At 38.7% G+C, this 20,385-nt stretch carries 15 protein-coding genes; all 15 read left to right on the top strand.

Annotated elements, in window-relative coordinates:
• Positions 1 to 19: 19 nt before the first annotated feature.
• The gene (locus tag WKT03_RS05395; RefSeq protein WP_340391080.1) at positions 20 to 1,579 is read left to right on the top strand and encodes a protein phosphatase 2C domain-containing protein; all 1,560 of its coding nucleotides are present in this window, start codon (positions 20 to 22) and stop codon (positions 1,577 to 1,579) included.
• 26 nt (positions 1,580 to 1,605) lie between these two features.
• The gene (locus tag WKT03_RS05390; RefSeq protein ID WP_340391079.1) at positions 1,606 to 2,328 is read left to right on the top strand and encodes a hypothetical protein; all 723 of its coding nucleotides are present in this window, start codon (positions 1,606 to 1,608) and stop codon (positions 2,326 to 2,328) included.
• 14 nt (positions 2,329 to 2,342) lie between these two features.
• The gene (locus tag WKT03_RS05385) at positions 2,343 to 3,023 is read left to right on the top strand and encodes a zinc metallopeptidase (RefSeq protein ID WP_173783977.1); all 681 of its coding nucleotides are present in this window, start codon (positions 2,343 to 2,345) and stop codon (positions 3,021 to 3,023) included.
• 44 nt (positions 3,024 to 3,067) lie between these two features.
• Positions 3,068 to 5,947, top strand: coding sequence for an ATP-binding protein (locus tag WKT03_RS05380; RefSeq protein WP_340391078.1), 2,880 nt, complete (start codon positions 3,068 to 3,070; stop codon positions 5,945 to 5,947).
• Positions 5,948 to 5,959: 12 nt separating this feature from the next.
• Positions 5,960 to 7,156 (top strand): C39 family peptidase, encoded by a 1,197-nt coding sequence (locus tag WKT03_RS05375; RefSeq protein ID WP_340391077.1) that lies wholly within the window; start codon positions 5,960 to 5,962, stop codon positions 7,154 to 7,156.
• A gap of 9 nt (positions 7,157 to 7,165) precedes the next feature.
• Entirely contained in the window at positions 7,166 to 7,654 is a 489-nt protein-coding gene (locus WKT03_RS05370) for a hypothetical protein (RefSeq protein ID WP_173783980.1), read from the top strand.
• A gap of 30 nt (positions 7,655 to 7,684) precedes the next feature.
• Positions 7,685 to 8,176, top strand: a complete 492-nt coding sequence (locus tag WKT03_RS05365; protein WP_173783981.1) for a hypothetical protein — start codon at positions 7,685 to 7,687, stop codon at positions 8,174 to 8,176.
• A 66-nt stretch (positions 8,177 to 8,242) separates the two neighbouring features.
• Positions 8,243 to 11,899, top strand: a complete 3,657-nt coding sequence (locus tag WKT03_RS05360) for an FtsK/SpoIIIE domain-containing protein (protein ID WP_340391076.1) — start codon at positions 8,243 to 8,245, stop codon at positions 11,897 to 11,899.
• Between the two features lie 15 nt (positions 11,900 to 11,914).
• Positions 11,915 to 12,604, top strand: a complete 690-nt coding sequence (locus WKT03_RS05355) for a hypothetical protein (RefSeq protein ID WP_173783983.1) — start codon at positions 11,915 to 11,917, stop codon at positions 12,602 to 12,604.
• A 36-nt stretch (positions 12,605 to 12,640) separates the two neighbouring features.
• The gene (locus tag WKT03_RS05350; RefSeq protein ID WP_340391075.1) at positions 12,641 to 13,642 is read left to right on the top strand and encodes an ATP-grasp domain-containing protein; all 1,002 of its coding nucleotides are present in this window, start codon (positions 12,641 to 12,643) and stop codon (positions 13,640 to 13,642) included.
• A 10-nt stretch (positions 13,643 to 13,652) separates the two neighbouring features.
• Positions 13,653 to 14,411 (top strand): HAD hydrolase family protein, encoded by a 759-nt coding sequence (locus WKT03_RS05345; RefSeq protein WP_340391074.1) that lies wholly within the window; start codon positions 13,653 to 13,655, stop codon positions 14,409 to 14,411.
• Positions 14,412 to 14,423: 12 nt separating this feature from the next.
• Positions 14,424 to 15,389, top strand: a complete 966-nt coding sequence (locus WKT03_RS05340) for an HpcH/HpaI aldolase/citrate lyase family protein (protein WP_173783986.1) — start codon at positions 14,424 to 14,426, stop codon at positions 15,387 to 15,389.
• A 26-nt stretch (positions 15,390 to 15,415) separates the two neighbouring features.
• Complete coding sequence (locus WKT03_RS05335; RefSeq protein ID WP_173783987.1) at positions 15,416 to 16,540, top strand: phosphoribosyltransferase domain-containing protein; 1,125 nt, start codon at positions 15,416 to 15,418, stop codon at positions 16,538 to 16,540.
• A gap of 17 nt (positions 16,541 to 16,557) precedes the next feature.
• Entirely contained in the window at positions 16,558 to 17,607 is a 1,050-nt protein-coding gene (locus WKT03_RS05330; protein ID WP_340391073.1) for a cysteine protease StiP family protein, read from the top strand.
• Positions 17,608 to 18,186: 579 nt separating this feature from the next.
• On the top strand, positions 18,187 to 20,295 hold the full coding sequence (locus WKT03_RS05325; RefSeq protein ID WP_117785025.1) for a glutamine synthetase III family protein: 2,109 nt from the start codon (positions 18,187 to 18,189) through the stop codon (positions 20,293 to 20,295).
• Positions 20,296 to 20,385: the final 90 nt, after the last annotated feature.

Genomic DNA, 20,385 nt, shown 5'->3' with positions numbered 1-20,385 from the left:
AAAATAATGAGGGATGCTGATGGAAGGATTCAAGTCATATTCTGGATATAAAGTAGGTGTATCTCACATCGCAAAGAACATGGGTTGTGAGGATTATGCTGCAACCTATGACAATGAAAAGGTAAGCATTGCTGTTATCAGTGACGGTCACGGAGATAAAAAATGTTTTAGAAGTGCACAGGGAGCGCATATAGCCTGCGATGTTTCCATTGAATGCGTGAGAAGTCTGATCGAAAGTTCACCGAGTTCGTGTGATGTACTGAAAAAATCACCTGACCGAATCATAACCGAGTTAGAAAGAGAGATAATCCGCGAGTGGAATAAAGGCGTAACCAATGATCTGGGCACGAACCCAATAAATGATAATGAGTTGAATGGCCTGCCCGAAGATGCAGTTGAGGCAATTCGTGCTGGACACAGTTTAAACAAGGTATATGGTTGCACACTTATCATGTGCGTGGTTATAGATGGATTCTGGTTCGGGATTCATATTGGAGATGGTAAATGTGTTGTTGCTATGAACAATGGTCTATATACTCAACCGATCCCGTGGGATGAGGTAGGGTGTGTTGGAAATAGATCAACCTCAATATGCAATTCTAATTCATTTGCCGGATTTAGATACATATATGGAACAGATATTCCGACCGGTCTGTTTGTTGCATCTGACGGCATCGATGAAAGTTTTGACGAGAGCGGGCTTAACAGATGCTATTACACATTGGGATATTGGGTTCAAACATTACAGAAAGAAGCATTAGATTCCAAAATGGAAGAGTTACTATCTCAAGTTACTAACAACGGCAGCGGAGATGATGTTTCCATCGCTTGTATCTTGAGCACAGTTAATGACATCAAAAAGCCATATGCTTCTTCGGAACAGGTGGCAGAAAAACTAAAGGAACTGATTGATAATATAAAAGATAAGGAAACGCAGTTTGATAGCCTGACAGAATCAAAAAGGGAAGCCTTGGAAAATTTGGCTGAATTAGAGGCTGAAATTGAAGAGCTAAAAAAGAAAATCGCTTTACAGGAAGAACAGGTTATCGATAAAAAGAATGAACTAAACAATATTGATAACAACCTTCGTGATGTAACTTTACGGTTACAAAAATCTGTTGCTCAACTGCCAAAGGCTAAGGAAACAAAGGAACGTATCGACCAATATTGGAAGGAAAATGGCGTAGAGGTCAGAGAAGATGCTGATTTAGATTATTTACCCAGATATTCAGAAGAAGAACTTGGAAAAGTGATAGCGGAGATCGAGGGATTACATAAAGAAGAACAATTGAAAGAAGAACCAGATGAAAAACCGGAAGAAACTGTGGCGATTGATAGTGCCAGGAATTTGAAAGATACTGATGAAACCTCATTAAATATTGAAAATCCGACAGAAGTAGTAAAGAGTGAACCGGGCAAGGAAAAAGACACAACTGCTCCAACAATAGAGTTCGCAGAAAGTAATTATCAAGAGGGAAGCAGGCAAATTATAGAAAAAGATGAACTGGCCAGCGAAAATCAGGAATTGAAGAGCCAAAAGAATGGCTTCTTAGGAGGTCTATTCAGAAGAAAAAAATAGAATGTGATGTTCGGGAGAAGTGAGAAATGGCATCATTGGAACAAAAAACGGCATTGGTAGATAAATATTGCAATGCTCACAGAGAGTGGGTTCAGAATGCTGAGATGCATCAACGGAATTATGACTCTGCTATGAGTGATTACGCAAGCGCTAATCAGAGAGCAAATTCTGCACAGTATGAGCTAGATAGATTGTACAATCAGATGTCAAGTGCTGAAGCAGAAATGAGAAATGTTGAGTCAGAATTGAATTCGTTAAACGATGGGCAGGAGCATTCCGCTTCAGAATATCAGTATTTGCGAAGCAGATTAGAAGCAGCCAGAAATTCATATATGGATGCTCAAAGGCAGATTGGACCAGTACAGGGACAATTACAGCAAGCACAGGGAGAAGCAAGGCAGGCTTACTTAGTAGCACAGCAGGAGAGTCAGCAGTATGAGCAGGCTCAGGCAAATGTTGAGAAATGCAGTCAAGCTCTGGAACAGATGAGTGCTCAACTTTCACAGGAGGCAGATGTTTTACAGATGCAGGTGAATTCAGAAAGTTCATATGCGTCAACTCTCCAAGGGGCTTCTGGGAACATGTTCGCTAACTCTGCGTTGGCAGCTGCGGGGCGGCTTCAAGCTTCAGCGAGTACAAAGCAGGCGGAATTGACAGGTACGCAGGCTCTGATAGATCGAATCCATCAAGAACTAAATGGTGGAGATTCTACGGCTTCAATGGGTGCAAAGGTGCTACGAAGAAGGTAATAGGAGAATAACAGATGACAGGTTTTTATTATGCGTCATATGGACTTGTGATTATAGGAGCATTAATAAGTATTATTGCATCCTGGAATGTAAAAAGAACATATAAAAAATACAGTTCCTATGGCAATTTACGTGGAATAAGGGCAGAGCAGGTGGCTCAAGCGATTCTTAGTTCTGCTGGGATATACGATGTAAGAATAGAACGTGTCTTAGGAAGTTTGACGGATCATTATTCGCCGAGAGAAAAGGTGCTTCGCCTGTCAGATAGTGTTTATGGTTCAACATCCGTTGCTGCTATAGGTGTTGCGGCTCATGAATGCGGTCATGCTATTCAACATGCAAAAGGTTATGTTCCGCTGGCGTTCAGGTCAGCTGTTATCCCTGTTGTAAACATTGGCTCCACCCTTTCATGGCCAGTTATTCTTTTGGGATTAATTTTTGGATGGACTGGGTTGATAGATGTGGGAATAATCCTTTTTTCCTTGGTGGTACTCTTTCAGTTTATTACGCTTCCTGTAGAGTTTAATGCTTCGGGAAGGGCGTTATCGATTTTACGGGAACGGAATATCTTATATGGACAGGAACTTGATGCATCTAGGAAGGTGCTAATAGCAGCTGCACTCACATATGTGGCGGCGCTTGTGTCATCGATTCTCCAGCTTTTGAGACTTGTTTTGCTGAGAAGGAGAAGATGAGCCTTCTTGAATATGAAGAATGATTACGAAAGGTGTTGTGTTTAATGGAAAGCATTTTATATCAGATTAAAAGAATACCGGATCTTACATTAAGCAAGTATAGTGCTTTAGATGAAAGCGGTGTAGATGGTGTGCTTAAAAAACATCTCGCTTTTTTGCGGCAAATACACAGGCAGGCGATAGATGCCAATGAAACGGTTCATTGGATTTATGAGTACAACCCTGCAGAGAAGAAGGGAAACAGGCTGAAAATATATTTAAAATTTGACTCAGATAAAGTCAACAAATATGCCGATAATCTGATAAAAAACTCTCCGTTGGCTCCATATTTCGACATTGTGAGAGTTGTTCCTGTTGCACAAGTACTTCCTTATATGCAGTGGCTTGGAAAAGTTGATTCTGGGTATGAATGGGTAAATAAAGCTGAAAGCGATCCTAAAAAAGAAAAAGAACGGCAGAAAAAATTAAAAGCAGAGCAGGAGAAGCTTGCTCTTCAGATGAACGACATAGAATATGGGTGCATGTCCACACTCATAAAGCGAGAGAAATTTTCTAAAGCTGACAAAGAGGAAAATGGATACTTTTATTCTGTTAATGAATGGAAGATGAATGAAGATGCCAGATTATATGGCATGTTAACGATGATGCAGAAAATGAATGCACCATGCGTGTATTGTGTTGATTTTAAGCCAGTAGATTATACCAATCTGATTGAAGATCCTCGCATGCTAGGGAGTGCCATGGCGGCATTAAGGAGGATGTTAACTTTACGTGTAGAAAAAAATAATTCAGGTACATCTTTTCAAAGGGATGAAAGTGCTGATTATACATTGAATAGATATAAGGATTTGATAAAGGAATTAGCTGCTAATCCTCACTTTCAGGTTAATGTCAGGGTTTATGCACAGGATAGTATATATGCTGGAATGCTTTTGGATGCTGCGGCTTCTGAAGCACTTGATGAGGGTACACACGATGTAATCCACCAAAGAGGAGCCTTTAAGTATAATGATATTATAGAAGCAAAAGTGTATGACTTTTGTAACCAGAAAGCCCCACAAGAACTTAGATTTTGGCCAACACTATTTACATTGAAAGAGCTGTTACCGTTTGTGACACTTCCAACGTTGTATTCTGGAGAAAGCATCGAAATGCCTAAGGAGACAGCGCCAGATCATGATGATAATGGGTTGTTTCTTGGTAAAGATAGTGATGGATATAAAGTGTATATACCATTAAAGAATTTGCCAAAGCATGCCTTTTTAGCTGGTGTTCCGGGTTCTGGAAAAACAAATAGCATGCTACATCTAGCTACTACATTGTATTCAAACTTTGGAATTCCTTTTTTAATACTTGAACCGGCTAAGCAGGAATATAGGGCATTAGTGAATAAACCTGAAATGAAAGGTATAACGGTTTTTTCACCGTCTTCAGGAACGAAGTTTCTGCTGCACATTAATCCATTTCAGTTTCCTAAAAAAATGGCACTTGCAGAACATATTGGCAATTTAAAGAATGTATTTGATGGTGCATTCTCCATGGATCCACCTATGCCTTTCTTGCTGGATAGAGCGATAGAACGTGTATATAGAAATAAAGGTTGGCTTCCGTATATGTTGAATAACGGAGATCTTCCATATCCAACAATGGGTGAGTTGTATACGACGCTTGAAAAGATCCTTGATGAAACAGATTATGAAGGAGAAGTAAAAGGCAACTTAAAATCCGTTTTACAGGTGCGTATCGGTAGCTTGCTATCCAGAGAAATGGGAGATGTGTTTGATGTTCCAGAATCTACAATTGCTCCAGATGATTGGTTAAAAAGGCCGGCAGTAATTGAACTGGAGGCAATGGGAAGCGGTCCTGCAAACTTCTTGACTTTGATGTTGTCAACGCTTATCAGGGAATCATTAAAAATGAATCCGCAACCGAAAGAGGCAAAGGAAAATGGACCACGACATGTGATTTTCTTTGAAGAGGCACATAACTTAATTGGACCAAAGGCACAGAAGGAAGGCGGAGAGGGAGCAGACCCCAAAATTGCTGCAACTGCATTCATTGTAAAGATGCTTGCTGAGGTTCGTAACTTAAATGAAGCAATAATAATTGCCGATCAATTACCTACAGCAATGGCACCGGAGGTAATCAAAAATACATCTCTGAAGCTTGGTCACAGGATGACTTCTCAAGATGATCGCCAGCTTTTAGGGGGAACCATGTCTGCAGATGATGTACAACTTGAGCGAATGGCTACATTCTCACAAGGTAAGACACTATGCATTTATGAGGGGCTCTTAAAGCCTTTTGAGCTTCAAATGGCACAGTGGTCAAGAGTTAAGGAAAAGGATGAGACTGGAAGAGAAAGAGAAGTAGTGAGAGATGAGTTGTATGATTCACCAAAGGATGATGAACTTTATGATATCTTGTGTTATCAAGGCTCCCCGTTTATCAGTGATATGGAGCAGAGTTACATTATTACGACCAAGAAGATGAGCGACAAGTGGGAGGAAGTAAAAAATAGAAGTAAGGATTACATAGACGATTTATATACAATAATAGAGCTTTCCGGCGAAATAGAAGAAAGCAAGCAAAGATTAGAAAAATATAACTGGGCTAAAGTTTCTCCTGAAAAGAGAAAGGAGGTTTTCGACAGGGCAGAAGAAGAGGCTCGTAAACAAAGAGATAGAATTGAGACTGCCAAAAGAGCGTTTAACAATATATGCGATCAGATGGAAGAGGTTATTTTCAGTTTGGCATCATATAAAAAACAGAATCGGTATTTTGCAGATAAAGTTAATGCATTCTCATATAATTTGATGTTGGAGTATAGGGCTTTTTCTATTGAAGTTAAGGAAATGTGTGGCTTTGAGAGAACCGAAGAACAAAGGCAAAGAAGAATAGATATACTTGCTCAATGGAAGTAAGAAGGTGATTTAGTGGGTCAGAGATACGAAAAAAATAGAAATAGCGTATCCGAGAATAGAGAAACTCGAAGAAGAATTGGTGAAGAGGGGAGAATCCTGTCTGAGGAATTTGCATCCTTACAGGAACTCTCAGGAATGATTGATTCCTTGGATGATGATATTGTAGATTCGGTTAGGGAACTTGAAACAGTTCAGGTAACCGAAACCGAAAGGCTTGTATCAGAGCAGGAAGAGGCCGACGCAGAGAAGGAAAAAATCACAGCGGATATAAATGCTGAGATAGATAAGCTTGATGCCGGTGTATCAAAATTGGATCAACTTCGGAGTTTTGAGTTTGGTCAAAAATCAGTGAATGCTGCAGAGAAGACATACAGAACTGAGATTTCAAAATTCAAGGAATTACTTGATGAGCTTGAGGATTCTAGCGATACCAAAGGAGATTCAAGCACTGAAACATCGTCTGATAGCATGGAATCGTTTGAAACAGTCTCAGATAGTGATACCAACTGGGTGGAAGGCAACACTGTTCAGGTACCACATTCTAATAACTTAGCACCAACGAGAAGCACACCAAGAGATCTTCCCGCCACAGAATTTGGATTTACGGATGATGGCAATGGTAATATGGTCTATGATTCTCCATTAGAGATGTCAGAGTATTTGTATAAAAACCAGGGAAGTGCGGATCCGGCATATCAAGGAACATGTGGTCTCTGTTCATGCGCAAATATATTACGTCTTTCTGGTGTAAACTATTCTGAAAAAGATATATTAGATTATGCAAAAACACAGAGAGGATTGATAGATTATCACATCTTTTCTCCTTCTGCGAGTGGAGCAACGAGTCCAGAGTCAAGAAAGGAAATTCTTGAACACTTTGGAATTAGTAGTGGTGTCTTTCCAATAAAAATGGATTCGTATGGAGTAGCTACACAAGAGTCTATAGATGAAATTGCAAATCATATCGCTGAAGGTCGCGGAGTGATATTATCTGTACACGCTGGAGAATTGTATTATGGACGACCATTTAAGAGCGATTATCATGCCGTAATAGTTACAAGTGTAGTAAAAAATAAGTTTGGAGATGTAGCTGGTTTTTATATTGCCGATTCGAATCCGGGTAGAGGAACAAAATTCTATACAGCATTACAAATTCAAAACGCACTTACTGGAAATGGTATGAATGTAACATACTCACATATAAGATAGGAGATGGATATGATTTCATTAAAAAAAGCGAGAAGTACAATTTTTAGCACAGAATGCGGAAAGTGTATAAAAGAAGGATTGGAATGCTCTGAACCAATAATAACACAGGACGAAAATGGATTGATAGATAATTACTTTGTTTATGGATGCGACAGTGAAGGTAGACATTTTACCAAACCGCTTGTTGGGTTTGGGGTGTATACAGATAAAGAAAAAACTGCGTATTTGGGTAGAGAGTTTGAGTTTGAAGACAAGGATTATATATCATCGGATGAGATTAATATGGATCAAAGCTTTGAAGCGTTTGATAAATATTCGGAAGTGTATCCAAGAGTGAGAGAGTTTGTGTACAAAAAATGTGATGATGAAGAGAAAGCGTTACTAAGAATTTATTTAGATAATTTGAAGTTATTTTCAGGAAGTGTAATTTATTCATTCTATGAAAAAATATATCCTGAGTTTTTTGAATGGGTATGTAAAGAATTAGAACAAGCATAAAAATACTATTTTTTGAAAGGAGAACACATTATGGGCAGAAAGTTAGATTCAGTTAAGGACAAGTCAAGAGAGGGTAGTGATTCCTTCAGAGAGACAGACACAATTAGTAAGAAAGCTGTAAGTGATGTCAAACAAATGAAGGGGCTTATTGATTCTCTCCCGGCGGATGTTGATGATGAAATTATTCAGGCAGCAGAAACCGTCAAGGAAGGAACTAAATCCGACGCTGAGGGATATATGAATTCGGAAGTTAAAAGCCGGGTTGAGCAGGGCAAGAGGACAATGGAGGCTTCTTCAGATATGGCAAAGGAGCAGATTCAGAATAACGAAAGAGCTTCTCAAATTTTTCAACAGATGGATAGTGTGGGTAGTTTTGGAAGTGCAGCTCGAGAGACAGGACGTGATAATATTGAACATTCAACACAGGAATTTAATAATGCAATTAATGACAACACTCAGAGTATGGAACGGGCTGAACAAGCATTTAGCCATGATCTGAGCGAAATAAGTGGGACTTTTTAATGGAAAGTAAGACCGTGTGATCGTTTCATCTATCATCAATATTTAAGTACAGGGAGAGTAATACAAATGTCCAGTCAGTTTCAGCTGAGAGAAAGCAGTATAGAAAATGTAAAAGATGAATATGCGCTTATTATGCAGATCTGGGGGGAATTAGAGCGTCAGGCGAATGAGTTTACCCAAAATTGTACGGATATTCAGAATAAGTATAAGAATGATGTTGAGTCTGCTGGACGTAATCATAATTCGGCACTGCAGAGAATCGAAAATCAATATTCCACAGACAGTTCATCTCTTGAGTACGAGCGTAGTTCTGCATTAGAACAATGGCAGAAAAAGCATGAGGCCGAAGAAAACGAAACCAAGAAGAAGCAGAACCAGGCAAAGAAAGATAATGAAAAGGTTCAAGATGATTCCTCGAAATTTAGACAGGATGTAGTCAGGTCCATAAACAATAGAAAGCAGCAGATGGGTGCTTTCCTTACGCGTATCGATCAGGCAGAGGTTAAGATTCAGGCAGGGCGATATCAAAAAATAGTCAAGAAAGGGACAGAACTATATCCTATTCTGGAAACAACATTCGATAGCATTATGCTAAGAGATCCGGATCAGATGGTGAAGAATATCAATTATCTGAATGAGCAGTTTTTGAGAAAAGTTATTCATTACTCAAAACTTAGGGACAGTTGCGTAGAATTCTATTCGATGAAAAAGAAAGCGAAGGAATTATACGACGAAGAATGTGCCAGGTTAGATGCCGGTATTCCTGATGCAGATAAAAAGGTTCAGGGAATGATTGATGCGGCTTATCAGCGTCTTACGCAAGAAATGCGCAACCTGAATTCTACGGCGGAACAGCAGCGTGCAGCATATGCTAAATACAGGCAGGAACTGATAACTGACTTTGCAAAGAAAAAGGAAGCACTTGACGCTAAGCATAGGCAGCAGATTCAGCAGGAAAACACGAGATTCCAGAATGAAGGACAGGCGAGAGATGAAAGACGTAAACGCAATCTGATGGATGCTCTGAAACAGTATCAGGATGATATGCTTAGATCGTTTCCTCCTGGAATACTAAAGAGTTTTATTGATGAAATCCAATCAAGAAGAATCGCAAGAGCAGAGGATTATGTTACCGCAGATAAAGAGCCCTTAAATGTCCCTGTTGGATACATATATTTTCAGTTTAAGCAGTTCCTCGAAAATAAGATTGTTGCGCAGTTTATGAATTCCCAGTATAGCTTCATACTGAAGAATGGAGCTTTTGTGTTCCCATATACAATCGGGATTAATGAGAATTTTGCACAATACTATGAGTATAAAACAGACCTAAGCGAGACAGCAAAAACGCACATGCAGACACTCTGCTTAAACACTTTTCTGAGTACACCTCCGAATAAAATGAGGTTCCATTTTATTGACCCTCTGAAATCAGGACAAAGTTTTGCTCAGTTTAAGCTGTTTGAGGAAGAGAATAGCTCCAGCTACAGCATTATTCCAAACGGAATTCAAACAGATTCTCAGTCCATACAGCAGGATTTGAAAGTTGTGGTTGATCATATCAAGTCAATGCAGGTTAACACTTTCAAAGGTCAGTATAAAAACATAAGAGAGTATAATGCTGCAAACGTACTCAATCCTCAGCCCTATAATATTATTGGAATCATGGACTTTCCTGCCGGATTTACAGCTCAGTCGATTGAACTCCTCAGTCAGGTTGTTGCAACAGGTAAAGAGTGTGGTGTTTATGTCATAATCATGGCGAACGGTGATCAGCTGATGAGTCTTGAACCTAAACTTAAGAATGCAGCAGACAGCATCGCAGCAATGTGTAATGCCTATCAGCTCATAAAACTGGGCTATGTTGATATGAAGAGCAGTAAAGACAATGTCATTCACAGGATTGATCCACCTATGAGTATTGACGGTGTTGCCAGACTTGCTCCTGTGATGAAGAAAGGAATTCAGAAGGCCGGACGTATTATAGTTAAATACAGTGATATAGGACCAAAGAAATCTTCCTTCTTAAAATGTTCTACAGCAGAAGGAATATCTATTCCTATTGGACTTAGTGGAGCCAGTGAGACCCAGAAACTCAACCTTGGAATGCCTGGAAGTCAGTCGATTCATGCTTTAATCTGTGGTCAGATCGGAAGCGGTAAGAGTAGATTATTGCATGCAATAATTACGGGAGCATTGCTTCAGTATACCAAGGATGAACTTCAGATATACCTTATAGATTTTAAGAGTGGTACTGAATTTAAAATCTATGCGGATTATAACCTACCGAACTTTAAAGTAATAGCGATTGAGAGTGAGCAAGAATTCGGTTTAAGTGTTTTGAGGGATATAAAAAAAGAGAGTGAAAGAAGAGCGCAGATTTTTAATACGGTTACGAAGAGTGATATAACATCTTATAACAATAGTAGTGCATCGCAGCAGTATGGAAAGATGGCAAGGGTTCTGATTGTTATTGATGAGTTCCATATGCTTTTTAGTAATGCGAATCAGGCTGTAGCTACTGAAGCATCACAGATAATGGATGGAATACTTAGGCTTGATCGAAGCTATGGATTTCATATGGTTCTTTGCTCACAAAGTATTCGTGGAATGAATGCGATTAACGAAGCTGCACTTGCACAAATTGCGGTTAGAATTGCTCTAAAGTGTCCGAAGGAAGATGCTGATATTGTGCTTGGTAAAGGATCTGATGCTATTGCTCAGATTGAAGAAAATGATGCCGGTTCGGCAATCTATATGCCCGCAATTAGTTCTCCAAAGACCAGTAATAAATTCAGAGTGGGTTATTTAACATCTGACGAACACATGAAGCTTCTTGAAGAACTGAATGATTATTACAATTCCAAGAACGAAAACTCTGATGCCAGGATTCTTGTATCGGATGTTTCTGACAGCAGAAATAGCGTCTTCCAGATATATTATTCTTTATCAAAGATTACGGCCGAAAAGAATGTTTTGCATTTTGGAGAACCGCTTAGAGTTGATGCAAAACTGGAAGCAAAGTTTAGAAATGCTGCAGGGAACAATCTGATTCTATTTGGAAGCAATGCTCAGAAAGCGCAGAATATGCTGACTTTTGCATTAATGGATCTGATGATTCAGAGCATTGATGATATGCGTCAGGGTGCAAGACATCCATACATTTTTGTTCTCAATTATACAGATGGCACTGGAAATGTTATGTTTGATGGAGTTAAGCAACTCAGCGAGGTAAAACTGCCGTCAGTTGCTTATCTTGACAGTTCACAGGCTGTAAATGCCATTAATCAGATTTACCAATACTATAAGCAGAAGACTCCACAGGATCCTGAAGCATGGCTTATTATTTCCAATTTGATGGTGGCTACCGACTTACAAAGCGGTAGTGTTTACGGTAGTTATAGCGAGACGGCGAATTACTTTGAGGAAATCCTTAGAGAGGGCCCGGCAAAAGGTATTTTTACTGTGGCGTGGTGCGATGATCCTACTCTGTTCAAAGCTAAATTTGTAAATCTGATTCAACTTTTTGGAAAGCGAATTGTATTTAATGTTTCAGATGAGGATGCGCTGGCCCTTGCCGATGTTGTAAAGGATGAAAGTATTAACCGTAATAATGCCTATTTCTACGAGAATGGACGTGGTAAAGAGAAATTCAGACCGTATTCGACTCCTATGAAAGACTGGCTTGATGGACTATGCAAAAAGATGCGGAATGAGATACGCTAAGGAGGTTTGTATAATTTGAACGGTAACGGAAGAGACAATATAGTTATAGGTTTCATGGTTATTTTCACATATTTTCTTATATATGCCTTTTTAGGTTCATCGCAGATTCTTCAGTCTATGGGAGGGTTGCCACTAATCAATTGTACAGCGGATCTCATAGAGAATGGATTCTCCGGAGAAACTATTGCAACATTGACCAAAGATTTTGGTCAAACAATTATCGTGATTTTTGTCGTTGTATTTGTTCAAAACCTTGTGCCAGCTAATGCAGGAAGGGGCTTTAGAAGAGTAATAATAACTATTATAGGCTACATAGTGCTCTATCTGGTTTCAATGTGGTTTGTTAGGAACATTGTATTCTCGGATAAGACGGGCGAGATTTTACAGATGTTTATTGCAATCTTTTCGGTTGTGATGGGCGGTTTAGGGGCGGTATTTGCATCACCTTTAAGAAGAATCATAACGAGATCGATGGCTCAACAAGTGCTAAGAGATAACCTGTTAAACAGCAGACCGGTTCAATGGCTGGCTAGTTCTTTCTTTATTACGACAGTCATACTGTTCTTGGCTGTGGTAATTGAAATGACGGTGGGTTTGACATACTTCTTTACAGTTATAGTTGCCGGATTTCCAGCAATTTTAACCATGATACTTATGTTAGTAGGTGTGTATTTTTTGATCTTGGGCGGATTTAGGCGAGATTAAAGAAAATAATTTATAGATGTTGATTGGAGATAGTTAATGAAACGAGTATGGATGAACCACTGGTTCAGCACGGCATTGAACATTATTGATTTAATGCGTCAGGATTATGTTGATCTTTGCATAATTGGTAGCAACGAAAACGAGTATACTGTGATAAAGAATGGTTGTGATGAGTGGTATCGAGAACCTGTTCTTAAGGATGACGAGTACGTTGAGTTTTGTTTAGAATTCTGCAAAGAACATAATATTCAGTACTTTCTGCCGAGAAGAGGAATGCTAAAAATCAGTGAGTGCAAAGATCAATTTGAAAGAATAGGGGTAAGGGTTATGATGGATGATTATCCCATCGTTTCAACTCTTAACCATAAAGAAATGGCGTATCGTTTCTTTAAAGAGAAGAACATAGGAACGGTTCCTGATTTCTACATAGTTAAAACACTGGAAGAATTTAAGAACGCTTACGAGGACTTATTAAGAAAGTACAAACAGGTTTGTTTCAAATTTGAAAGGGATGAGGGAGGAAAGAGTTTCAGACTTATAGACAATCAAAGGAAAGGCTATGCGGCATTGTTTAAGAAGCAGAATACCAGGATGACATTAGACGATGTTCTTGATGCGCTTTCAGAGAGAGAGGTGTTTTCTCCGATAATGATTATGCCATTTCTACCAGATGAAGAGGTTAGTGTAGATTGTTTAGATACAGAAAAGGGCTTAATTGCTCTGCCGAGGATCAAAGGGAATAATAAGTATGAACTATTGAGGTTTGATGAGGATATTATAAGCATATGCAGGGATTTTCAAAATAAAGTAGGACTGAAATGTCCATATAATATACAGTTTAAATATCTCGATGGAATACCGTATTTTCTGGAGGTTAATACCAGAATGTCTGGTGGGATACAGATGGCTTGTTATGCCAGTGGTGTTAATATACCCCAACTTGCATTGAAAAAGATATCCGGTGAAGAATTGGATTGGAGTTGCAAATATGAAGAGAAGATACTGGCTCAGGTTTTACAACCGGTGACAATAGATTGAGGTTGATTGTATGAGTGTTTTGTTTTCTGATTTAGACAATACAATGATTTTTTCTCATCATAGGGAAATCGGTAATAAAAAGATTGTTGTTGAACACTTAGATGGAAGAGCGCAGAGCTTTATGACCAGATTCACCTATGATTTCTTTACTAAGGCGGATTGGTTAAATACTATTCCGGTTACCACGAGAACTGAGCAACAATATCGTAGAATTGAGTGCGCTCAGGAACTACGCTTTAAATATGCGATTATATGTAATGGTGGAAAATTACTCATAGACGGAAAAGAGGATCTGGGGTGGTCGCGTAAGACAGATGTACTTGCAAGGGATTGTTATGACAGTATAGATTATGCAACGGAAGTCTTGTCTCATCTCTGTAACGATGAGGCTGTACACAGACCAGAGAAGTATATGAGTTATGCGAAATGCAATAATCCGGAGAGTGTTTATATAGAGTTACGCAAGGTGATAGATATAAATAAGGTCAACATACAAAGAGATGGCAGGAAGGTATATATATTTGCAAATGGAATAACAAAAGGAGAGGCTTTAAAAAGATTTATTGATGGCAGGAAGTCTGAAACAATTATAGCTGCTGGTGATAATTTGATGGATGTCTCCATGTTAAATAGAGCAGATATTGCATTTGCCAATCAGAGTATTTTTGCTTTAACGACATGCAAGAATAAGATTAAAATTATTGATGAGATCTTTTCAGATGGAATTTGTAAATCTATTTCCGAAATGAGAATGAAAGGAAAATTATAACGGTAGCTGTAAATGATAGAGAATATTGAACTAAAATATAGGGTCGGAGCTTTGCTTTATTCACCGGCACTAAATAGAAAAGTGGCAGACTCGATAATTGCAGAAAAATTCAGTCAGCCATATTCGCTAGCACTATGCCTTGAAGATACAATTGCTGATGACAGTGTGGCATTTGCTGAAAAACAACTCGGAAGCACATTGAGAAAACTATTAGAAGCAAGTCATAGTAGCAAGTTTTATGTGCCTATGATTTTTATCCGTGTTCGAAGCTGCGAACAACTGTTAAGGCTATGGAAGGAGTTGGCTGATTGCTCTGAGTTGATTACCGGTTTTATCTTTCCGAAATATTCAGTAGGAAATGCCGATCCATACAACGAAGCAATGAGAAAAATAAACTCTGAAGCTCAGAAGCCTGTCTACATGATGCCGATATTGGAAAGCGGGGATATAGTTGAGTATTCCACGCGACATACAGTATTGTCTGATCTTAAACGAAAGATAGATTCGGTCAAAGACCTAGTTCTTAATATTCGTGTAGGAGGAAATGACTTTTCAAATGAGTTTGCTGCCAGAAGGCATTATGATGAGACTATATACGACATACTTCCTATTTCGCAGTTGTTGGGTGATATTTTGACTGTTTTTTCAAGAGAGTATGTCGTGTCAGGACCAGTGTGGGAATTCTTTTCAAGTGATAATGAAGAATGGAAACGTGGGCTCCGAAATGAATTGAAATTAGATAAGGTTAATGGGTTTATAGGAAAGACTGTAATTCATCCTAAACAGATAAGCGTAGTAAATGAAGCACTTAAAGTTTCTCATAAAGATTACGAAGACGCAAAGGAGATACTGAATTGGGATGAGAATGGTTTGCAAGTTGGAAAGAGTTTCGCCGGAGAACGGATGAACGAAGTAAAGACTCATATAAACTGGGCATATAAGACAATTGCACTTGCAGAAATATACGGGGTGAATTGAAATGGTAATTACAGGAGGAAATTAAATTGCAGTATTCAATAGATGATTTGGTAAGATTAGCAAAAAGGGACAATAACAACATTCGTCCTTACCTTTATGTTAATCCTATCCAAGGGAAGCATATTCCCACAGATCCTGAAGACACGATGATGATGTGTCGGACTTTAGCAAACATGGTGAAAGCGGCATATCCATCTGATCGGTTATTCGTAATAGGATTTGCAGAAACTGCAACGGGAATAGCTGCCGGCGTTTGTCACTATTTGGATAATGTGGTTTATTATCAAAATACAACAAGAGAGCAAGCCGACAATGAGGAATACTTGTATTTTACTGAGTCTCATAGTCATGCAACGGATCAGATGCTGAGAACAAACAGCATTGATCATTGTTTTGAAAATGTGGACAGGATAATTTTTATTGATGATGAAGTGACTACCGGAAATACCATATGCAAATTGGTAGATAGGCTAGAGGATAAATGTGGAATAAGTAAGATAAAGTATAGTATTGCTTCAATTCTTAACAGTATGACAAATTTTCGGGTTAATCAGCTTGAAGACAAAGGGATTGAATGCTTATTTATTTCTGATCTCCCTTTCGAATATAAAAAAAATAGTATCATGGATATATCTTATGAGAAAGACAGAGATACGCTGTGTAAGGCCGACGAGATGGAGAATGTTGATTGCGTAGAATTTGACACGAAAGCAAACGTTCGCAGTACGATTTCTTTTTATGAGTATGAAAGTGAAATAAACCGATTTGTAAGTAAAATCGAAAAAATAATAGGATATGAACATTATGGAAGGTTGCTTGTTCTTGGCACCGAGGAATGTATGTATCCGGCTATACGGTTGGGAGAAATCCTAAAAAAAGATGGTGTAGCTGAGGCGGTTAAAGTTCACGCAACTACAAGAAGCCCTATTATTGCTTCATGCGAAGACGGTTATCCATTAAATCATAGGTATCAGATTCGAAGCGTATACGATAAAGAGAGAGATACATATGTATATAATTTAAAGAAATACGATAAAGTGATAGTTGTCACAGATACAGGCATTGTAGCCGAGGGAATGAATGATTTACTTGTTGCATTAAGAAGTGTTGGAAATAAAAATATTTTGGTTTCAAGATGGATCTATTTTTGATAAATGGAGAGTTATGAATGAATAGTAGTTTTTTAAAAGATGATGTTATTCTTTTGCTAAAGGATATAAGCGGTTTAGTTGAGCCGTTGCCAACAGCAGAGAGAGAAAAAAGAATACAGAGTGGTATCCACTATTCTGAAATGCTTCCGCTTGAATATAGACCATCTGAAGAATATATAAGAATATATGAGACGTCGTTGGATATATTTGGACAGATAACGGCTGATGCTGTTGTTAGAGTGGCAGATAAAATAGTGACCAAGAAAGGGAAAGAAGTTGTTATTGTTTCTTTGGCAAGAGCGGGTACGCCATTGGGGATTCTGATCAGAAGGTACATAAAAAAGAAATATAAGTTTGAGTGTCCACATTACTCCATTTCGATAATAAGAGATAGAGGAATAGACCGAAATGCAATTGAATTCATTCTAAAAAGGCATAAGGCTGAGAGTATTCAATTTGTTGATGGATGGACTGGTAAAGGTGCTATATATAAAGAGCTTCGGAAGGAAATATCTTCTTTCGAAGGTGTGTCAGATGAACTCGCAGTATTAGCGGATCCAGCATTTCTTACAGACCTATGTGGGACGCACGAAGACATTATGATTCCAAGTTCATGCTTGAATTGCACTGTAAGTGGTTTACTTAGCAGAACTTTTCTGCGAAATGATATAATAAAGGAGAATGATTTTCACGGAGCTGCATTCTACAGAAACCTTATTTCAGAGGATAAAACATACGAATTCATAGATTATATTGAAAAAAAATTCCAATATAACTTGAATCCTGAACCTAAAGAGTATGGGGAACCTGGAATTGAAGAAGTAAAAAGAATATCTGAAATATATGGGATTGAAAATCTTAACTATATCAAGCCTGGTATAGGTGAGACTACTCGTGTTCTGTTACGGCGTGTACCATGGAAAGTACTGATAGATCGTAGATTTAAGAATAGCCGTGAGTTGGATCATATCGCTCAGTTGTCGAGAGAAAAAAACGTAGATGTTGAATATACATATCTTAACAATTATAAATGTTGTGGACTAATTAAACAGCTTTCAGATATATAATTGGCGGACATGTTAAAATGGAGGAGTTATTATAAAAATCACTGTTAAATAAAAGTATGCCATAACTTATAGTGATGAGGTGTTTTTTTATTACTCCTTTTCGAACTTATTTATAGATTATTTTGTTATGATAAAATGTTAAATGAAACCAATTTATTTATTTTGAAAATTATCTAGAGTTCAAGAGATAAGAGGGTATGTTCCATCTGATCAGTACTCTTGCTGCTAAAATTCATCGTTATACTAAGCAAATTAAAATAGAGAGAAATTCAATGCATAAATTCAACAAATGGTGCCTGTTAGTCCCGTTCCACTTTGCTGATATCGTTTATGCAGAGTTTTATGAATACTAAGACATTTTGAAACAGATTATATTTTTTTCAGATTCCTATAGGATTATTAATGATTGTCATGAGTCTGTAAATTTTTCCTCAAAATTTTTATTTTCCCTCTTGATTTTTCAAATCAAAAGGAGTATATATATTGTATCAAATAAATAGACGAAATGAACAAAGGTGTTCCAAATCATTGGGACACCTTTCTTTTTTTGTTTTATCAGAAGAAAGGAAGTACAAAATTATGATGAACAAAATTTCAGCCGTATTCGGTTCACACGTTTTCTCCGATCAGGTTATGAGAGAGCGTCTTCCAAAAGCAGTTTATAAATCCTTGAAGAACACAATCGATAAGGGCGAACCTCTTGATACATCTATTGCAGATTCTGTTGCAGCAGCAATGAAGGAATGGGCAATGGAACTTGGCGCAACACACTATACTCACTGGTTCCAGCCACTGACAGAGACAACAGCCGAGAAGCATGATTCATTCGTAAGTACAGTAGGTGATGGCGGAGTTATTCTTCAGTTCACAGGTAAAGAGCTGATCAAATCCGAGCCGGATGCTTCATCCTTCCCTTCTGGTGGACTTCGTGAGACATGCGCAGCCAGAGGATATACAGCATGGGATTGTACCTCACCGGCATTTGTAAAAACAACAGATGCAGGAACCTGTATCCTTTGTATCCCTGCAGCATTCACATCATATACAGGTGAGTCACTTGACTACAAGACACCACTTCTTCGTTCCATGGATGCGATTAGCAAGGAAGCTTTAAAGGCACTTGCATTATTTGGAAATACATCAGCAAAGAAGGTTACAGCTTCTGTTGGTCCTGAGCAGGAATACTTCCTGATTGATAAGAAGAAATTCGCCAAGAGAACAGACCTGAAGCTTTGTGGACGTACCTTATTCGGTGCGATGCCTCCAAAAGGACAGGAGCTTGACGATCAGTATTTTGCAGCGATCAAAGATAAGGTTGCATCATACATGACCGAGTTAAATGAAGAATTATGGAAATACGGTATCCTTGCTAAGACACAGCACAACGAAGTTGCACCTGCTCAGCATGAGTTAGCACCTATTTTCTCAACAACAAATATAGCAACCGATCAGAACCATCTGGTTATGGCTACTATGAAGAAGATCGCAGCAAAGCATGATCTGGAATGTGTTCTTCATGAGAAGCCATTTGCAGGTGTCAATGGTTCCGGTAAACATAACAACTGGTCAATCTCAACAGATGAGGGCGAGAATCTGATCGATCCTGGTAAACATCCGGAGACAAATCTTCAGTTCCAGTTCTTCCTTGCAGCCGTTCTTGCAGCCGTTGATAATAATGCAGAGCTGTTAAGACTGTCCGCATCATCCGCAGGAAATGACCACAGACTTGGAGCAAATGAAGCACCTCCAGCAATTATTTCGGCATTCCTTGGTGAACAGCTTGAATCCATCGTTAAGCAGATCATTGAGAAGGGTGAAGCTACAGAATCACCAAAGGGCAAGACTTATGTATCCGGTGCATCCACACTTCCTACATTTACAATGGATGCTACAGATAGAAACAGAACATCACCATTTGCATTTACAGGTAACAAATTCGAGTTCCGTATGGTAGGTTCTACACAGTCCATCGCATTCCCAATGATGGTATTAAATACGATCGTTGCAGATCAGTTAAAGAAGATGACTGACGAATTGGAAGGTGCAGAAGATTTCGAGACAGCATGTAAGGCATTGATCAGAAAGACTCTGACAGAGCATCAGAAGATCATTTTCAACGGAAATGGTTATTCAGATGAATGGATCGCAGAAGCTGAGAAACGTGGACTTCCAAATATCAAATGTATGGTAGATGCAGTTCCATATCTGGCAGCAGATAAGAGCGTTAAGATCTTTGAAGGCCTTGGCGTTATGGATAAAGCAGAGTTATCAGCCAGAGCAGAAGTTATGCTTGAGAATTATGCAAAGAAGATCAACATTGAGGCACTCACAATGATCGAGATGTCAAATGAAGAGATTATCCCGGCAGTTATGGAATATCAGGCAGAGCTTGCAAAGGGTGCTGCTGAGATCAAAGCTCTTGGTATCGAGCCAAGCGTACAGGTATCTCTGTTGAATACAATCTCTGAAAAGCTTACAGAGCTGAAGACAGCAACTGTAAAACTGGAAGAGCTTGTTGCAAAAGCTGCTGATTACGAAGATGATATCGAAGCATGGGCAAAATACTATCACAACGTAGTATTTGCAGCATTTGATTCTGTAAGAACACCTGCTGACGAACTGGAAAAAGAACTTCCAAAGACAGCATGGCCATTCCCTACATACGAGCAGTTATTATTCGAGCAGTAAGATCAAATACAGTAAATGTTTATTACAACCTAAAATAGTCAAAGGGCATCTCGTTTTCTGAATCGAAGGCGGGGTGCTTTTTTACTGTGC

The organism is Coprococcus sp. HCN-4056 (genome assembly GCF_037892645.1).
GTDB lineage: Bacteria > Bacillota > Clostridia > Lachnospirales > Lachnospiraceae > Coprococcus > Coprococcus ammoniilyticus.
This window is presented reverse-complemented; position numbering and strand designations above follow the sequence as displayed.

Bases quoted from the DNA above. Each gene is read 5' to 3' on its own strand.
- WKT03_RS05350 (WP_340391075.1), top strand. From the start codon at position 12,641: ATGAAACGAGTATGGATGAACCACTGGTTCAGCACGGCATTGAACATT.
- WKT03_RS05330 (WP_340391073.1), top strand. From the start codon at position 16,558: ATGAATAGTAGTTTTTTAAAAGATGATGTTATTCTTTTGCTAAAGGAT.
- WKT03_RS05325 (WP_117785025.1), top strand. From the start codon at position 18,187: ATGATGAACAAAATTTCAGCCGTATTCGGTTCACACGTTTTCTCCGAT.
- WKT03_RS05370 (WP_173783980.1), top strand. From the start codon at position 7,166: ATGATTTCATTAAAAAAAGCGAGAAGTACAATTTTTAGCACAGAATGC.
- WKT03_RS05360 (WP_340391076.1), top strand. From the start codon at position 8,243: ATGTCCAGTCAGTTTCAGCTGAGAGAAAGCAGTATAGAAAATGTAAAA.
- WKT03_RS05390 (WP_340391079.1), top strand. From the start codon at position 1,606: ATGGCATCATTGGAACAAAAAACGGCATTGGTAGATAAATATTGCAAT.
- WKT03_RS05380 (WP_340391078.1), top strand. From the start codon at position 3,068: ATGGAAAGCATTTTATATCAGATTAAAAGAATACCGGATCTTACATTA.
- WKT03_RS05395 (WP_340391080.1), top strand. From the start codon at position 20: ATGGAAGGATTCAAGTCATATTCTGGATATAAAGTAGGTGTATCTCAC.
- WKT03_RS05385 (WP_173783977.1), top strand. From the start codon at position 2,343: ATGACAGGTTTTTATTATGCGTCATATGGACTTGTGATTATAGGAGCA.
- WKT03_RS05340 (WP_173783986.1), top strand. From the start codon at position 14,424: ATGATAGAGAATATTGAACTAAAATATAGGGTCGGAGCTTTGCTTTAT.
- WKT03_RS05345 (WP_340391074.1), top strand. From the start codon at position 13,653: ATGAGTGTTTTGTTTTCTGATTTAGACAATACAATGATTTTTTCTCAT.
- WKT03_RS05365 (WP_173783981.1), top strand. From the start codon at position 7,685: ATGGGCAGAAAGTTAGATTCAGTTAAGGACAAGTCAAGAGAGGGTAGT.